The organism is Paenibacillus thermoaerophilus, from assembly GCF_005938195.1.
Lineage (GTDB): Bacteria > Bacillota > Bacilli > Paenibacillales > Reconciliibacillaceae > Paenibacillus_W > Paenibacillus_W thermoaerophilus.
Genome location: NZ_VCQZ01000003.1, coordinates 84,414 through 100,863, shown reverse-complemented (window position 1 = coordinate 100,863; position 16,450 = coordinate 84,414). Strand labels below are relative to the sequence as shown.

Here is a 16,450-nt window from a genome sequence, read left to right as displayed (position 1 = left end):
TTCGATTTCCATAATCAATGGCGAGATTGCGCCAAGGAGGAATGTTAGATGTGCCAAGGAGGCCATCATCACCATCATCATCACGAATGGGAGACGCCCGCGATCGCCAAGCGGCGGGACCGGGCGGTGCGCATCGGCATCGGCGGTCCGGTCGGCTCCGGCAAAACGGCGCTCGTGGAGAAGCTGTCGGCCGCGTTGAAGAACAAATTCAGCGTGGCTGTGATCACGAACGACATTTATACGAAGGAAGACGCGCGTATTCTCCTGAACACCGGCGTGCTGCCCGAAGAGAGAATTATCGGCGTCGAGACGGGCGGATGCCCGCATACCGCGATCCGCGAGGACGCATCCATGAACTTCGAAGCGGTCGATGAGCTGCAGCGGCGTTTTCCCGATCTCGACCTGATCTTTATCGAGAGCGGCGGAGACAATCTGGCGGCGGCCTTCAGCCCGGAGCTGGTGGACCGGTTCATCTATATCATCGACGTCGCCCAAGGGGAGAAGATCCCGCGCAAGGGCGGTCCGGGCATTACGCGCTCGGATTATCTCGTCATTAATAAAATCGATCTTGCGCCGCATGTCGGAGCCAGCCTGCAGGTGATGGAGGAGGATACGCTGCGGATGCGCGGATCGCGCCCGTATACGTTCACCAATCTGTTCACCGGGGAAGGACTGGATCGGCTGACGTCGTGGATCGAAGCGGAAATGCGCAGCGGAGAACACGTCCATGCCTGAGACGGTTGCGGCGCTGCGGGCGCGGTTCGTCAAGCGGGGGCGCGTCACGGAGCTGGCGGCCAGCTTCGCACGGTCGCCGCTCAAGCTGGCCAAGACGTTCGAGCTGGCCGGCGGGCAAGCGGGGGTTATCGTCATGGATTGCTCGCCGGGCATGATGGCGGGCGACCGGTACGAGCAGACGTGGGAGATCGGTCCGGAAGCTTCCGTCAAGGTCGGGAGCCAGTCGTTCACGAAGGTGCATCCGTCCGGCGGCCGTCCGAGCGTGCAGCGGCTGAGGTTCAAGGTCGAACGCGGCGCGCTGCTGGAATGGATGCCGGAGCCGCTGATGCTGTACGACGGCGCGATCCTCGACAGCGAATGCACGCTGGAACTGGCGGAAGGCGCGGCGGCTGTGATGATGGACGTGGTCTGTCCGGGCCGCTCGCTGCGCGGGGAGACGTTCCGGTACGAGCGGTTCGACAGCCGCATGACCGTGACGGACCCGTCCGGCGGGACGATCTACTGCAGCCGCCAGCGCATGGAGCCGGCCCGCCAGCATCTGACTTCGCCCGCCGTATGGGGCAGCTTCACGCATATGGGCTCGCTGTGGATCTTCTCCGACCGGCTGCGTCCGGAGCACGGCGAGTGGCTGCACCGCGCCGCCGAACGCGTCAGCGGCCTGCTGCCCGGCAGCATGCCGCCGCCGTCCGGCGGCATCGCCGGCGCGAGCCGCTCCGTCGAGCCGGCGGGACGCCTGCTGGCGGGCGCCAGCACGCTGGAGCGGCGCGGGCTGGTGCTGCAGGCGCTCGGCACCAACGCGTGGGAGATCCGCGCGGCGCTCGCCGCCGCCTGGTCGGAGCTGCGCGGGGAGCTGACGCGGGAGTTGGGGCAGGGGCGCCCGGCCTCGGACCGAGCCGGGCAGGCCGGCGGATGACGGCAGATGTCATCCGCCGGCCTGCTTTTTTGCGTTGGCGGCCGCGTGAGGGCTGCCCCGCTCGTAGCAAGTCGAAAAAATCGACTTGCCACCGCCGGAAGCGGCCCGTTCATCACATGTTGGCAAAATAAAGGGAATAGTTGCATGCGCGTCGAAAGAATACTCCAGGCAAAACACAAATAAAACCGGGAGTTGAGCATGCAGGATGGCATCAAGACGTTTCTGGAGCAAGTGGCTTGTATGGGCAAGCATCGCCGCCATGCTGGCGCTGGCGGGATGTCAATCGGTTAACGGACTCGACCTGAACCAAGCGTGGATCAAATCCGCGACCGCAACCTCGCTGGAGGCAAGCGGCAGTTGGACTATCGACATGGATATCGACGAGGACGCGGATGTGACGCCCGAGACAAGAAAAGAGCTGGAAGGGCTGAAGCGCCTGCTGCCCATCACGCTGGAGCTGACCCACGTCAAGCAGCAGGATGAGCGGCATCTGTCGGCGGAAGGCGCGTTCGCGCTTGCCAAAGGCAAAATTCCGTTTCGCCTGGCGGTGACGCCGGAGGCGGTCTCGCTGTCGGCGGAAGGCGTCGCCAAGCCGCTTCTGCTGGAGTTGGACGAGACGGCTGGGTTTGGGACGGCCGCAAGCCTGCTCGACGGAGGGATCGGCCCGCTGGGCGGCGGCAAGGACGCGAGAGAACTCCTGCAAAACAAGGAGCTGCAGCAGGCGCTGGCCGGGTTTGTCGTGCGCAACCTGCCGAATCCGGGCAAGCTGACGGCGGAGCCGGTCAACGGCACGGTGCACGGAGAGAACTTGCCGCTGTACAAGGTGCAAGCGGAGATCGGCCTGGAGGAATTGCAGAAGCTGCTGCGCGCGTTCCTGCTCCGGCTCGCGCAGGACGACCAGGGCATGAAGGAAGTGATCGCCCTTTACTATGACGCGTTGAAACCCGTTTTCGATGCCGCGGCGGCCGACGAGGACGCGGAGGATGAAGAGTTGGGCCTCGACGTGTTCGGCGGCGGGATGAACGCGCTTCTGAACGACAAAGAAGTCGCCGTCGAATTTTTGCACGGGACGATCAAGGCCGGTCTGGCGCTTGTTCTGTCGGAGTTGGGCGCTTCGGAGAACAATCCGTCGCTGCCGTTCGGCAAAGGCACCGAACTGAAGGCGGAGCTGTACGTGGACCGCAATCTGCACATCCGCAAGACGAATTACGATCTGACGCTGAAAGCTCCGGACGGAGCGGGCTCGGACGGCGTATCGGCGATTCGCGTTACGGGCTCGATGGAGACTTGGAACGTCGGCGGCGCGGTTAAAGCCGGCGAGCCGGAGACCGAAGGGGCCGTGTCCGTCGCCGACCTGGACGACGCGTCCGGACTGCTGGACGAGAACAGCCTGCTGTACGACGTGCTGAAAAACGATTTGTACGCGTTCAAGCAGGAGGCGTCCTTCTATTTCTTCCTGCCGGACAAATCGTACAATCCCGACTTCACCGTCCCCTACATCGAAGACGGGACGACGATGGTTCCGGTCACAGGCTTCGCCGACCGCCTCGGCATGAGCGTGGCGTGGAATCCGGACAAACGGACCGTAACAGTCACCGACCCCCGGACGGAAAGCGTCCTGGAGCTTTACGCCGGCAGCGGCGAGGCGCTGCTGAACGGCAAGCCTTATCGGCTGGCGCTTCCGGCCGTGATCCGGGACGGAACGACATACGCTCCGCTCAAGTCGCTGGCGGACGCGTTCGGCTTCGAGACGATCTGGGACGAAGAAACCGAAACGATCACGATTATCCGGTATTGAAACCGAGGGCGATAACGTTATTTTGATCCATTCGTCCGCTATCTTGACTTGTTGGCGCGATGGCGGTTCCGCGGCGGAAAAATGAAGTATAATCGGGTCATCGGACATGACGCATGGGGAGCGAGACACGATGAAACGATGGGATTTGCCGATCGCCCGCAATCCGCTGCGGACGAAGGACGATATGCGGCTGGCGTTCGCTCAGCTTGTTGATCCGCTTCAGCCCTATTACAGCGCGGGATCGGCGCGTTTATGCCTCGGCCATACCGGAACAAGCTATTCGGCCGACGTCGCGGGCCTCGAAGGGTTCTCGCGCGTCCTGTGGGGACTCGTGCCGCTAATCGCCGGCGGCGGCGAATCCTTCGCTTGGGAGCGCTTCGCGCAAGGCCTTCGCCACGGCCCCGACCCGGCTCATCCGGAGTATTGGGGCGATGCGGCCGACTACGATCAGCGGCTGGTCGAGATGGCCGCGTTCGGATTGGCGCTGGCGCTGATCCCGGAGCGAATCAAGGCCGAGCTGACCGGCGGCGAATTGGAACGGCTGCACAAATGGCTGGATCAGATCACCGACCGCGCGTTGTGGGATTGCAACTGGCTGTTTTTCCGCGTGATGGTGCAGATGGGATTCAAAAAAGCGGGTCTTCCCCACGACCGGCGCAAAATGGAACGGACGCTGGACGAACTGGAACGATTTTATCTGGAAGACGGCTGGTATGCGGACGGGGCGGGCGGCCACAGCGATTATTACGTGCCGTTTGCGTTCCATTACTACGGGTTGCTCTACGCGAAGCTGATGGAGGACGACGATCCGGGGCGGTCCCGTCTGTACAAGGACAGAGCGGCGGCGTTCGCCAAGTCGTTTATCCACTGGTTCGCCGCGGACGGACAAGGGCTTCCGTACGGCAGAAGCTTGACGTACCGCTTCTCGCAGTCCGCGTTCTGGAGCGCGCTGGCATACGCGGGCGTCGAGCCTTATCCGATGGGCGTCATAAAGGGGCTGATTCTGCGCAATCTGCGCTGGTGGTTCGCCCAGCCGATCTTCCAGCCGGACGGCACGTTGACGATCGGCTACGCCTATCCGAATCTGGTTATGGCGGAAAACTACAATTCGCCTTGCTCTCCTTATTGGGCGCTGAAAAGTTTCCTGCCGCTGGCGCTTCCGGACGATCATCCGTTCTGGACGGCGGAGGAGACGGAGCTGCCGCAACTGGAGCGATGCGTCGAGCAGAAGGCCGCGCATCTGGTCGTCTGCCGGCCGGCGGATTCGTCCCATGTCCTGGCCTTCAACACGGGACACTTGTCCACGAACGAGCATACGCACACTTCCGCCAAATACGAGAAGTTCGTCTACTCCACGGCGTTCGGCTTCAGCGTCCCGAGAGCCGAATGGGGACTGGCGCAAGGCGCGTTCGATTCCATGCTCGCGCTGAGCGAAGGGGATCACCTGTACCGGGTGAAACGCAAATGCGAGGAGACCCGCATCGACGGCGGCGTCCTGTATGCCCGCTGGAAGCCGTGGGCCGATGTCGAGGTCGAGACGTGGCTCGTGCCGGGCATCCCTTGGCATGTCCGGGTGCATCGCATCTCCACGGCCCGCCGGCTGGACGCGGCCGACGGCGGATTCGCGCTGGGCATCGACGCGGGGCGGCTTGATCTGAGACGCGGCGAAGACGTGCGTTCGGCATTCGCGTCCAACGCGCTGGGAACGAGCGGTATCGCCTGTCTGTACGGCGACGGCCGGGCCGATCTCGTATACCCGAACGCCAATACCAACCTCCTGCATCCGCGGACCGTGATCCCGAGCGTACGCGCGTCCGTCGCGCCGGGCATCGCGGTGATCGCAACGGCGGTATGCGGCATGCCGGGGAACGGGACATCGTCCGCAAGGCTGGAGGACGCCCCGCGCGCGGTCGAGCGGGACGGCGAACTGCTCGTATACGCTGGAGACGGAGACGAGCCTGTCCTGCGGGTCCGCCTGCCGCAAGAGCATCCGGATACTCGCTCCGGTTCGAGTCAGCCGTCCTAAGCGCTCTCGAACGCGAGAAAGGAGCTGTCTCAACAGGTCGTAAACGAACCTGGAGAGACAGCTCTTGTTTTTTGGCTCCGGAACGGAGAAAACGTTCGGAGAGCGGTGGCCATTTGCGAGAGCCGGGGGCGGCGCTTACTTCGATGTCTGCGGTTCATTTTCGACGCCTACGGCAACTTCGATGGCTGCGGCCCAATCCGACGCTGCGGCCATTTAAACGCTTACGGCATATTTCACAGTCTGCATCCTCTTTCGGCGGCAGGGAATAACATGGGGCGGTGGCACGACGTCCCTTTGCGCATCCTATCTGATAAAAAATATCGTTATCAAGGCCGTACCGCGGCTTCCGTATGCGAATAGCGATACAAAATATCGCTATCGTCCAGCAGTTGGCTCGAAAAACCGGAAAATCGGGCCATTAACGATATTTGGTATCGCTAATCTCGACGGAGGGCGGCAAATTTTCGGCTGTAGCGATAAAAATTATTGCTACGCCCGCCCCAGCCGGCCAACCGATAAAAACAGGAGCCCGGGAGTATGTGTAAACAAATAAAAGGCCAGCGAATGCGGCGTTTGCAGCGAATGCGGCGATTGGGGCGCTTTCGACGAATGCGGTGCTTTCGGCCGCGACGGCTGCCAAAGGCGAACTTGGAGGCCGGATGGCAGTCGCCTGCCGGTCGCTTGCGCAAGAAATCGGCCGTAGACGGGACAAGAAATGGCGGTGTACGGGCCAACCCATGCACCGCCATTTCGTTTGCGCGCACACAGCCCCTTCTTCATTTGCGCCTATGCGGCGCTTCGGAGGCTTTGCTACTTCTTCTGGCGTCCGCGATATTCCAACGGCGTATGGCCGGTCGCGCTCTTGAACGTCTTGATGAAGTAGCTCTGATTGTCGTAGCCGAGCATCTCGCAGATGCGGTTGACGGAGAGATTCGTCTGATCGAGCAGCTCCTTGGCCCGCTCCATCTTCATCCGCGTGACGTATTCGATAAACGTCTCGCCCGTCTCCTTCTTGAACAGCCGGCTGAAGTAGCTCGGATTCAAGTGAAGATGCCCCGCGATCTCCTCCAGTGCGATTTTCTTGTGCAGATGCTGCGAGACGTAGTGCTGGGCATCCAGCACCTCGCTGCGGGTGCTCATCTCCAGGATGCCTCCCGCCACGGGAACCGCCTCGCGGAAATACGCGATCAGCCAGTCCTGAAGCTGCGCCAGCGAGTCCATCTCCAGAATTTCCTTGTGCAGCACGTCTACCGTGTAGTAGGAACGGAACTGCTGCAGCGACTGCAGCTTGAGCTTCAGGTCCAGCAGCAGCTTGAGCGTCCAATCCTTCACCGTGTCGGGCGGGAATTGGCGCTCCCGGATAAAGGACATCCACTTCGCGACGGTCGGCTCGACGGCGGAAGTCCGCTTGTCGATCAGCATGTCGCGGAACTCCTCGCTGGCCTGCGCATACCAGGAATAGAGATCGTCCCGGGAAAATTCGATCCTCCCGATCCGTTCGATCGCGCCTTCCGCCATATAAAAGCGCTGGCCGTTGTCGTCCAGCAGGGCATGCAGCGACGACTTCAACTCGGAGGGCGAAGCGCACAAATCGCCGATGCGGAACGCATACGAGACGCGAATCGTCCGGCAGAGGGCTGCCTGCAACCTGCGGACGACGGCTGCGGCGCGGTCGTACATATTCACCTTGAGGCTGGGCAGGTGGGGGAACAGCAGCACAAACCGCCTGTCGTCGTAGAAAAAATGAACGCCCCGCGGGTCCGCCTCGCGCAGCATCTCCTCCAGGACGTTGTCCACGGCGAACCGCAGCACGTCGCCGGACAAATAACGGCGGATGGCGTCCGGGTAACGGTCGATCGCGCCCAGAACGGGCAGGCAGGCGCCCCCTTCGAGCGACAAGCCGTAAGAAGCCGCTTCCGCAAACCACTCGTCCTTCCGGAGGATCGGCTCGCGGACCGTCTTGCGGATGAAGCGGGACTTCAGCTCCATCCGGTTGCGGTCGACGAGATGCTGAAGCTGCCGGCGGTGGCGGTCCATCTGGCGCTCCTGGTCCAGCTCCGCGCGGAACTGCTTCAGCAGCCGGATCAGATCCGCGGGATCAAGCGTTTCCTTTAATATATAATCCTGCACGTTGAGCTTGAGCGCTTGCTGCGCGTAGTGGAACTCGTTATGGCAAGAGAGGATGGCCACTTTCATTGCCGGCCGCTTTTCCTTGAGCGCCTTGATCAGCTCCAAGCCGTTCAGGCGGGGCATGCCGATATCGGTGATGAGGATGTCGGGCGCGCCCTCGGCGTCGGCCCGCTCCAGCGCGGCTTCGCCGTTTTCCAGCGTGCCGCTCAAGGCCAAGCCCAGCTCCTCCCAAGGGATCGCTTCGGACAGCAGCTCCAGCACGGGATAGTCGTCGTCGACCAGCATGACGTTATACATCGTTCCGTTGCACCTCCTGTCGCGGGATCGACATGGCGACGCGCGTTCCCCGGCCCGGCTCGCTGTCGATCGTCATGCGGAACCGGGCGCCGAAGATGATCGCCATCCGTTCGCTGACGTTGCGCAAGCCGATGCTCGAAAATCCGCGGTGCTCGGCCCCCGGCAATTCCCCGGCTCCGTCAGCTCCGTCGGCTTCATCGACCCCGCCGGGTTCGCCCCCGGACAGCTCCGGCCGGCGGGAGACGTCCGCGCGAAGCCGCTCCAGCGTCTCGGCGGACATGCCCTCGCCGTCGTCCTCGACCACGATCTCGACGGTGTCGCCTTCGATCCGCGCCGTTACCCCGATCGTGCCGGGGCCCTGCTGCAAGCCGTGAATCATCGCGTTTTCGATGATCGGCTGCAGCATGAACCGGGGAACCTTCTGCAGGAACACGTCGGCGGAGATGTCCAGGCGCAGCTCGGCCTTCTCCTTCTGGCGCATATTCATCAGCAGGACGTAATCGGCGGCGATCTCGATCTCCTCGTGCAGCGTGATCATTTCCTTGTTCCGTTCAATCGTCATGCGCAGCAGCTTGGAGAGAGAGGCGATCATCTCGGCGCTCTCGCGGTCCCCCTTGCGCAGCACCTTCATACGGATCGAATTCAGCACGTTAAACAGGAAATGCGGGTTGATCTGCGCCTGCAGCATGTCCAGCTCGGCTTTGCGTTTGCGCGCTTGCTGCAGCGTAATCTCGCGGATCATCTCTCCCACCCGGTCGAGCATCTGATCCAGCGACGCTCCCAGGGAGCCGATCTCGTCCCGGCTGCGGATGCCCGAGCGCACGTCCAGATTGCCCCGCTGCACGGAAGCGGCGACACGGCCGAGCTTCACGAGCGGCTTGGTGAACGTCTGGATGAGATAGACGAGCAGCATGAGGAACAGGCAGAACAGGACGATCAGCAGCAGAAACACGCTGTTGAAGATGCCGGTAATGTTGGCGGTGGCCTGCCCGTAGGGCAAAAGCGAGACAAGCTCCCAACCGCCGTAGGCGATCGGGCGCCGCGTCAGCAAATAACGCTCGCCGTCCAGCTCCAGCACGTTCGAGTTTCCGTCGGCGGCCTGCAGATACTCCAGCCGTTCGCCGATCCGATGCGGATCTTTGTGGGATAAGATCCGGCCTTCCTCGTCGACCAGCATCATCTCCTGGCCGACGGCAAGGTTCCGGAATATTTTATTGATGCGGCTTTCGAGCATCGTGACCACGACGTAGCCGTAAATTTGCGAGGCATCGGAGCCGATGCGCAGCGTCCGGCCGATCGAGATCTGGTACGGGTGATTCGTTTTTTCGGTCATGTATACGGTCGGCCGGGTCTTCGCCCAATACGTGCTGAGCCCGCTAAAGGTCCGGAGTTCGCGGAACCAGGGCTCCTCGAACAGCAAGCGGGGGTCATATTCGTAGACGGGATAGCTGGTGAAATACCGGCCGTCGGGCTGCAGAATCGTCACGAACACCTGCTCGCCCACGCTGGAGATGTTGTCGATCTTGCTGAGCAGCCGGAGCCGTTCGCTCAGCTCGTCTCCGCCGTTGCCGAACGCCAGCGCCTTCAGCGTGGCGTTGATCTCGGAGTCGTTCTGGATATAGTTGGCGACATAGAGCATGTATTGCAGCAGATTGGAGACGTAGCCGTCCGCCAGGGCGAGCGATTCCTGCGCGTTGGAGACGGCCTGGTCCTTGACCGCGTCGCGGGTCAAATATCCGGACACCGCCAGAGTCAGACAGGTAGGCAGCAGAATGCAGGCAACGGAGACCGCGATCAGCTTCTGCCGGAACGAAAGCCCGGAGTAGGCGCGCAGGCGGAAGGGTCTCATGGGCTGGCCTCCTTTTCGTGCGGGATTGCGGCCGGCGCTGCGGCATAACGGGAAAAGAGGGCGGGAATCCGCCCCCTTGCTCTACTATTGAATTATTTTTTGTTGGCGTCAATCAGTTTTTGCGTCCGCTCCTGCGATTTTTTGATCATCGTGTCGATGTCCTGCTTCCCGAGGATGAGCAGCTCGAATTCTTCGTTAATCGCTTTGTAGATCTCCGCCTGGAACGTAACCGGCGGAATGATCTTGGACGATTTGGCTCCGGACAGCACGGCGATCAGCGACGTTTTGTCGACTTTCTCCGGCGTCTTCGTGCCGCTCAGGATCGTGTCGATCAGTTGGGCCAAGTCTTCGTTCGATACCTTTTTCCAGGACGGGACGTTTTTCGCCTGAACGATCTGGCCTTCGGTCGTATACCAGCGCAGGAACGTGTACACTTCGTCCTTATGCTTCGACTTCGCGGCCATCGCCATGTAGTCGGTCGTGACCGGAGCGAATCCGGACGGGTCGGAAGGCGAGTTTTTCGGAATCGGCGCAACCGCGACTTCGAAGTTCAGCGGGAATTGATCCGTGCCGCCCAGCTCCGTGTTCATCCAGCTTCCGATGACGATCATGCTGGTGGATTGGTTGAAGAATTGCGCGCGGTAATGCAGCTTCTGCGACAGCATCTCGGCATAAGGCGTCGCCGATTGGTCCTCCTTCTCCATCTTCACGCGCATCTCGACCGATTTGCGGAACAGCGGGCTGTCCAGGTTGGACGTGCCGTCGGCTTTGAGGAAGTCCGCGTTCTCTTCCTGATTGACGAGCCCCAGCTTCATGAATTCGAGCCAGCCGCCGTTTTGCGGACCGTGGAAATACGTGCCGTAACGGGTTTTGCCGTTTTCCGTCTTCGTCAGCTTTTTGGCGTAGTCCATGAATTCGTCCCAGGTCCAGTCCTTCGGCACTTCCAGACCGGCTTCCTTCAGGTGGGTTTTGTTCAGCAGCACGTACCACGGATTGAACTTGCCCGGCAGCGCGTAATATTTGCCGTTCATGAGCGTGTCGACTTTGTATTCGCTTGCAAAATCGACGCCTTCTTTTTGCAGGAAAGGGTCAAGCGGCTCGACCATCCCAAGGCCGACGCGCTGCGCGTAAGCGGCGGCATCGCTGAACATCAGGATGTCCATCTGTTCGCCCGAAGCGGCCGCGAGATCGAGCTTTTTCGTCGCTTCCTGCGTATCTCCTTTTTCGCTCAGGCCGATTACTTCCACTTTGATGTTCGGGTATTTTTGCTCGAAAGCGGCGATCGTCTTCTTCCAGTTGTAAGATTGCTCGTTGCCGTACGTGTGAAGCTTGAGCGTAACCGGCTCCTTGTTCGCGCCTGCTGTCGGCGAGGAAGAGCTTTCCCCGTCGTCATTGGAGCCGCAAGCGGTCAAGGCGGACGCGGCGATCATGGCCGCCGCCAATCCCAGTACCCACTTTTTGTCGTTCACAAGAACCCCTCCCGAAGATCATTCTCAAATGAGTGCGTTCCAACCGAGAAGAATCATAACAAGCCGCGAAAGCAAAAAGATGCGATAATATTTACCGAAACCAAAATTTTTTTACATGTTTGTGATCGAAATCCTGTTATCCTTTGACCCCGCCCAGCGCGATGCCTTCGATGACGTTTTTCTGGCCGATGATGAAAATAATCAGCAGCGGCAGGATGGCGGATACGGAGCCGGCCATGATCAGCGAGTAAAATTCGCCGTTGATGCTGGAAAATTTCTGGATGCCGAGCTGAATCGTATACAGCTTGTCGGTCCGCAGGAAAATCAGCGGGTTCTGGTAATCGTTCCATGTCCAGATGAAGCGCAGGATCGCGTAGGTGGCGACGGCCGGCCGAACCAGCGGCAAGGCGATCGTGAAAAACGTGCGGAAGTGGCCCGCGCCGTCGATTTTGGCCGACTCGATATATTCGTTGTGGATGCCCATAAAAAACTGGCGAAGCATAAACGTTCCCAGCACGCTGAAGCTGCCGAGCAGAATCAGGCCGAGATGGCTGTCGAACAAGCCGACCCAGCGGTACAAAATAAACTGCGGCACGAGAATCGCCTGCTGCGGCACCATGTAGGTCGCAAGCACGATCAGGAACAGCCAGCGGCCGGCCGAGAACTGCACCTTGGAAAAGCCGTAAGCGGCAAGCGCCGACACGAGGCAGGACAGCAGCGTCGTCAGCAGCGAAACTTTGATCGAGTTCCAGTAATACGCGGAGAAGGGGTGGTTCCCCATCCAGACTTCCTTATAGTTGGCGATTGCGTTCCAATGCTTCGGAATCCATTCGATCGGGTAGTTGAACACGTCCTGCTCCGGTTTGAACGACGACGACAGCATCCAGATGAAGGGCAGCAGGAACAGGATGCCCAACGCGAACATAACGGCGGTGAGCAGCAGCTTGCGGATATCGATGCGTTCGGTCACGAGCCGGTCTCCTTTCTGCACGGATTAGTAGTTGACCCATTTTTTCTGGCCGATCCACTGCAGGCCGGTAATGGCCAGCACGCAGAGGAACAGGATGGCGGCGATGGACGAAGCGTAGCCGATGCGCAGATTGACGAACGCCGTCTCGTACAAATACCACACCATCACCGACGTCGAACGCGCCGGGCCGCCTTGCGTCAGCGTCGCGATCAGGTCGAACACCTTGAACGAAGAGATGATGCCCGTGACCAGCAGGAAAAACGACGTCGGCGACAGCATCGGCAGGGTGATGTTCGTGAATTTCGCCCAGCCGCCCGCGCCGTCGATGTCGGCGGCTTCGTACAGATCCCTCGGAATGGACTGAAGACCGGCCAGATAGACGATCAGGTTGAAGCCGATCGAGATCCAGACGGAGATCATCATAACCGAGACCAGCGCCCAGTTCGGGTCGGCGATCCACATCGGCGGTTGGTTGAAGCCGATCGAGCGCAGGAACTGGTTGACCGGCCCGGAGGACGGGTGGAACAGCACTTGCCAGACGATGGCGACCGCGACGACGCTGGAGATGTAAGGCATGAAGTACACGACTTTAAAGAAGCTTTTGAAATAGACGCGCTTGTTGATTAATACCGCCAGCAGCAGCGCCAGCGCCATATAGACCGGAACGGTCAGCAGGAAAATCGCGTTGTTGCGCAGCGACTTGAGGAACACCTCGTCCCGGAACAGCTTCGTGAAATTGTCGAAGCCGGCCATCTTGAGTCCGTCCAAGCCGGCGACAAAGTTCCAGTCCGTAAAGCTGAGGAAAAACGTGGCGACGATCGGAATCAGCGTCAGCACGGTGACGCCGATCAGCATCGGACCGACGAACAGCCAGCCGGCCAGCTCCTCCTTCAGCCGGAGTTTGCCAGTGCCTTGTTTCATGGAGCTCACCTCGGTTTGGTTTTGCGATGCTTTACATTATAGGCAATCCCTCCGTCCGCTTCTTAACAGTATCTTGATCAATCTGCAACTATTTTGACTCGTTCGCTTGGCGGGTAAAAATAAGAGGCCAACGCGTAAAAATAATGCATGGCGCCGGAAGCGCCGGCCCTATAAAGTAGAGTCAGCAGGGTCCGAGGCTGAAGTCCGATCCGGGAGGGGAACCGGTTTGAATCATTGGAACATCGGCATGGAAAAAATCCGGCTTGCGCTGGACGCGAAGGATGGCGGAGGCTGCCTGACGATTCGCGGCGAAGGGGAGGCGGCGTGCCGGCGCCGCATTCTGGAGGGCGAAGCGTACCGGCCGATGCTGGACGCGATCCGCGCGGAAGCGCGCAGACTGTCGGAGACGGAGGCTCCCGCGCTGCCGTATTCGCTGTTCAAGCTGTTCAAGGAGCAGGGAACGCGGCTCGAATACGAGCGCCCCTACTTCGAGCGGCGGAGGCGGCTGAACACGTACGCGCTGCTGGCGTGGCTGGAACCCGGCGAAGAGGCGCACGCCCGCGAGCTGGCCGATATCGTCTGGCTGATCTGCGACGAGTATTCCTGGTGCTTGCCCGCCCATATCCGGGAGAACGACCCGCTCACGGTCGATCTGTTCGCGGCCGAGACGGCGTTCGCGCTGGCCGAGATCGTCAGCCTGGCGGGGCCGCTGCTGCCGGAGCCCGTCGCCGTCCGGGCCCGGCGCGAAGTGCGCCGCCGCGTGCTGGAGCCGTACCTGTACGGCGGTCCGTGGGCGTGGGAGCGGTCGACGCACAACTGGGCGGCCGTATGCGCCGGTTCGGTCGGAGCGGCGGCGCTCCATCTGCTGGACGACCGCGACGAGCTGGCGGCCGTCGTCGACCGGGTGCTGTCGGCGATGTCGAGCTTCCTGGACGGATACAGCGACGACGGCGTCTGTCCGGAGGGGTTCGGGTATTGGACCTACGGCTTCGGATTTTTCGTTTATTTCGCCGATCTGCTCGGCAAGGCGACGGGGGGCCGGCTCGACCTGTTCTCGCTGCCGAAGATCGGGAAGATCGCGGCGTTCCCGCAAATCTGCTTCCTGAGCGGCGCGGCCGTGGCGAACTTCTCGGACGCGCTTCCGGAATACCGCGTGCAGCCGGGCTTGCTGCATTATTTGGCGGGCGTGTTCGAGGGTTTGCCCGTTCCGGGCCCGGAGCTGTACGCCCGTTACACGGACGACCCCTGCAGCCGTTGGGCGCACGCGTTCCGCGATCTCGTTTGGACGGCACCGGAGGCCGGAGGAAGCGGCGGCTGGCCCGACTTGAGCCGGTATATGCCGGACGCCCAGTGGCTGGTCTCTCGCCTCGCCGCCGGTGGGCGGACGTACGCGTTCGCGGCGAAGGGCGGGCATAACGACGAGCCGCACAACCACAACGACCTCGGCCACTTCCTGCTGCATACGGACGGCGAGACGGTGCTGCACGATCTGGGCTGCGGCATGTACACGGCGGATTATTTCGGCGAACGCCGGTACGAATACGCCTGCAACGGCTCGCAGGGCCACTCCGTGCCGATCGTCGGCGGGGCGCTCCAGCAGCCGGGACGTTCGCGCAAAGCGCGCGTGCTCCGGGCGGAAGCGGGCGAGGGCGTTGCGGTCGATACGCTGGAGATGGACATCGCCGGCGCATACGATGCGGACGGGCTCAAGTCGTGGGTGCGCCGGTTCGAGTGGGACAAGACGGCGCAGCCGCCCGCGCTGCGGTTGAGCGACCGCTACGAGATGAGCGCGGCGCCGGACAGTGTGGTCGAGCGGTTCGTGACGCCTGCCCGTCCGGAGCGGACGGCGGACGGCGAGTTCCGTCTGACGGGACCGGAAGGCCGCGCCGCGCTGCGCCTGCGGTTCGACGCGTCGCTGCTGGAGCCGTCGGTGCGGGAAGCCGCCTTCGTCGACCACTTCGGCGGCAGAAGCGTCTATTACGAATTGGACTTCCGCCTGAACGCGCCCGGACAACGGGGAACGCTGCGGTTCGAGATGCAATTCGAGGACTGAAAGCGGCGGAGAAGAAACGAAACGACGAGGAGGAAACACGATGACGGGAGAGACGAAGCGGTGGGAGGACCGCGCCTGGCGGGACATCGCGGACAAGGTGGCGCGCACGAGCAGGCGGATCGGCGCGAACTTTCCGCACGCGAGCGTGGACGGACAATACAAGCTGGAGCCCGCCTCCTGGTGGACGGCAGGCTTCTGGCCGGGGCTGCTGTGGCTGCTCGTGCGGGACGGCGAGGACGCGGACGGACGGCTGCGCGGGTATGCCGAGCAATGCGAGAAGGCGCTGGACGAAGTGGTGCTCGGCTACGAGCGGCTGGACCACGACATCGGCTTCATGTGGACGCTGACGAGCCTGGCGCGATACAAGGTGACGGGCGAAGCCGACAGCCGCCGCCGCGCGCTGCTGGCCGCGAACCTGCTGCTCGGCCGGTTTAATATTCGGGGACGGTTCATCCGCGCGTGGAATCCGTGGCGGGAGGGCGATCGCAACGAAGGCTGGGCGATCATCGACTGCATGATGAACCTGCCGCTGTTGTTCTGGGCGTCGCGGGAGACGGGAGACCCGCGGTACGCGCATGCGGCCCGGGCCCACGCGGACACGGCGCTGGAGCACTTCGTCCGGCCGGACGGCTCGGTGTATCACATTGTGATCTTCGATCCGGAGACGGGCGAGCGCGTCGGAGCGGCCGGCGGCCAGGGGTGGTCCGAGCATTCGGCCTGGTCGCGCGGCACGTCGTGGGCGATCTACGGCTTTGCGCTGGCTTACCGGTATACGGGCGACGAGCGATATTTGAATGCGGCGAAACGGATCTCGCATTTCTTCCTCGCCAACCTGCCCGCCGACCACGTGCCGGTGTGGGATTTCCGCATTCCGGCGGACGTGCCGTCGTATCGCGATTCCTCGGCGGGTGCCTGCGCCGCAAGCGGCCTGCTGCTGATCGCCGAGCAGGTGCCGGAGCCGGAATCGGCGCTGTACCGCGACGCGGGCGAGCGCATCCTGCGCTCGCTGTACGAAAATTACGGCGCGTGGAACGACCCTGCTCAAGAGGGGTTGATCCTGCACGGGACGAGCCATTATCCCGAACGCAAAAACGTGGACGTGCCGCTTATTTACGGCGACTATTATTTCTCCGAAGGCATCGCCAAGCTGCGCGGCTCGCGCGAGTTGTTCTGGTAAGTGCGGGCCCGGCGCTGTTTCCGCCGGTTTGGAATAACCCGGTCCGGGGCAAGCCCATCCTATAGCTGATCGTCTGTCCGGCTTATGTCCGCCGACCCTCTCGACAATTTGA

Annotated in this window: 11 protein-coding genes; 6 read left to right on the top strand and 5 right to left on the bottom strand. The window is 61.8% G+C overall.

Annotation, left to right across the window (positions count from 1 at the left end; translation table 11 throughout):
- The first annotated feature begins 48 nt into the window (after positions 1 to 48).
- The 4 genes from ureG (at position 49) to FE781_RS03240 (ending at position 5,472) form a co-directional block, all read left to right on the top strand.
- Complete coding sequence (gene ureG, locus FE781_RS03255; RefSeq protein WP_138788201.1) at positions 49 to 735, top strand: urease accessory protein UreG; 687 nt, start codon at positions 49 to 51, stop codon at positions 733 to 735.
- Positions 728 to 1,648, top strand: a complete 921-nt coding sequence (locus FE781_RS03250; RefSeq protein ID WP_138788200.1) for an urease accessory protein UreD — start codon at positions 728 to 730, stop codon at positions 1,646 to 1,648. Before ureG ends, FE781_RS03250 begins: the two co-directional genes overlap by 8 nt.
- Positions 1,649 to 1,853: 205 nt before the next feature.
- Positions 1,854 to 3,446: a copper amine oxidase N-terminal domain-containing protein gene (locus tag FE781_RS03245; protein ID WP_138788199.1), complete on the top strand. Its 1,593-nt coding sequence runs from the start codon at positions 1,854 to 1,856 to the stop codon at positions 3,444 to 3,446.
- Between the two features lie 130 nt (positions 3,447 to 3,576).
- Positions 3,577 to 5,472 carry a DUF2264 domain-containing protein gene (locus FE781_RS03240; protein WP_138788198.1) on the top strand — a complete coding sequence of 632 codons (1,896 nt, stop codon included), beginning with the start codon at positions 3,577 to 3,579 and terminating at the stop codon, positions 5,470 to 5,472.
- 810 nt (positions 5,473 to 6,282) lie between these two features.
- On the opposite strand, the gene FE781_RS03235 is transcribed toward FE781_RS03240, so the two are convergent.
- The 5 genes from FE781_RS03235 to FE781_RS03215 form a co-directional block, all read right to left on the bottom strand.
- Entirely contained in the window at positions 6,283 to 7,899 is a 1,617-nt protein-coding gene (locus FE781_RS03235; RefSeq protein WP_138788197.1) for a response regulator transcription factor, read from the bottom strand.
- The gene (locus FE781_RS03230) at positions 7,892 to 9,748 is read right to left on the bottom strand and encodes a cache domain-containing sensor histidine kinase (protein ID WP_138788196.1); all 1,857 of its coding nucleotides are present in this window, start codon (positions 9,746 to 9,748) and stop codon (positions 7,892 to 7,894) included. Before FE781_RS03230 ends, FE781_RS03235 begins: the two co-directional genes overlap by 8 nt.
- A gap of 92 nt (positions 9,749 to 9,840) precedes the next feature.
- Positions 9,841 to 11,217 carry an ABC transporter substrate-binding protein gene (locus tag FE781_RS03225; RefSeq protein WP_246068015.1) on the bottom strand — a complete coding sequence of 459 codons (1,377 nt, stop codon included), beginning with the start codon at positions 11,215 to 11,217 and terminating at the stop codon, positions 9,841 to 9,843.
- Between the two features lie 136 nt (positions 11,218 to 11,353).
- Positions 11,354 to 12,142, bottom strand: a complete 789-nt coding sequence (locus FE781_RS03220) for a carbohydrate ABC transporter permease (RefSeq protein WP_211346293.1) — start codon at positions 12,140 to 12,142, stop codon at positions 11,354 to 11,356.
- A gap of 69 nt (positions 12,143 to 12,211) precedes the next feature.
- Positions 12,212 to 13,108: a carbohydrate ABC transporter permease gene (locus FE781_RS03215; protein ID WP_138788194.1), complete on the bottom strand. Its 897-nt coding sequence runs from the start codon at positions 13,106 to 13,108 to the stop codon at positions 12,212 to 12,214.
- 226 nt (positions 13,109 to 13,334) lie between these two features.
- Here FE781_RS03215 and FE781_RS03210 point away from each other — a divergent pair, with 226 nt between their 5' ends.
- Positions 13,335 to 15,161, top strand: a complete 1,827-nt coding sequence (locus FE781_RS03210) for a heparinase II/III family protein (RefSeq protein WP_138788193.1) — start codon at positions 13,335 to 13,337, stop codon at positions 15,159 to 15,161.
- Positions 15,162 to 15,201: 40 nt separating this feature from the next.
- Positions 15,202 to 16,338: a glycoside hydrolase family 88 protein gene (locus FE781_RS03205; RefSeq protein WP_138788192.1), complete on the top strand. Its 1,137-nt coding sequence runs from the start codon at positions 15,202 to 15,204 to the stop codon at positions 16,336 to 16,338.
- The last annotated feature ends 112 nt before the right edge of the window (positions 16,339 to 16,450 follow it).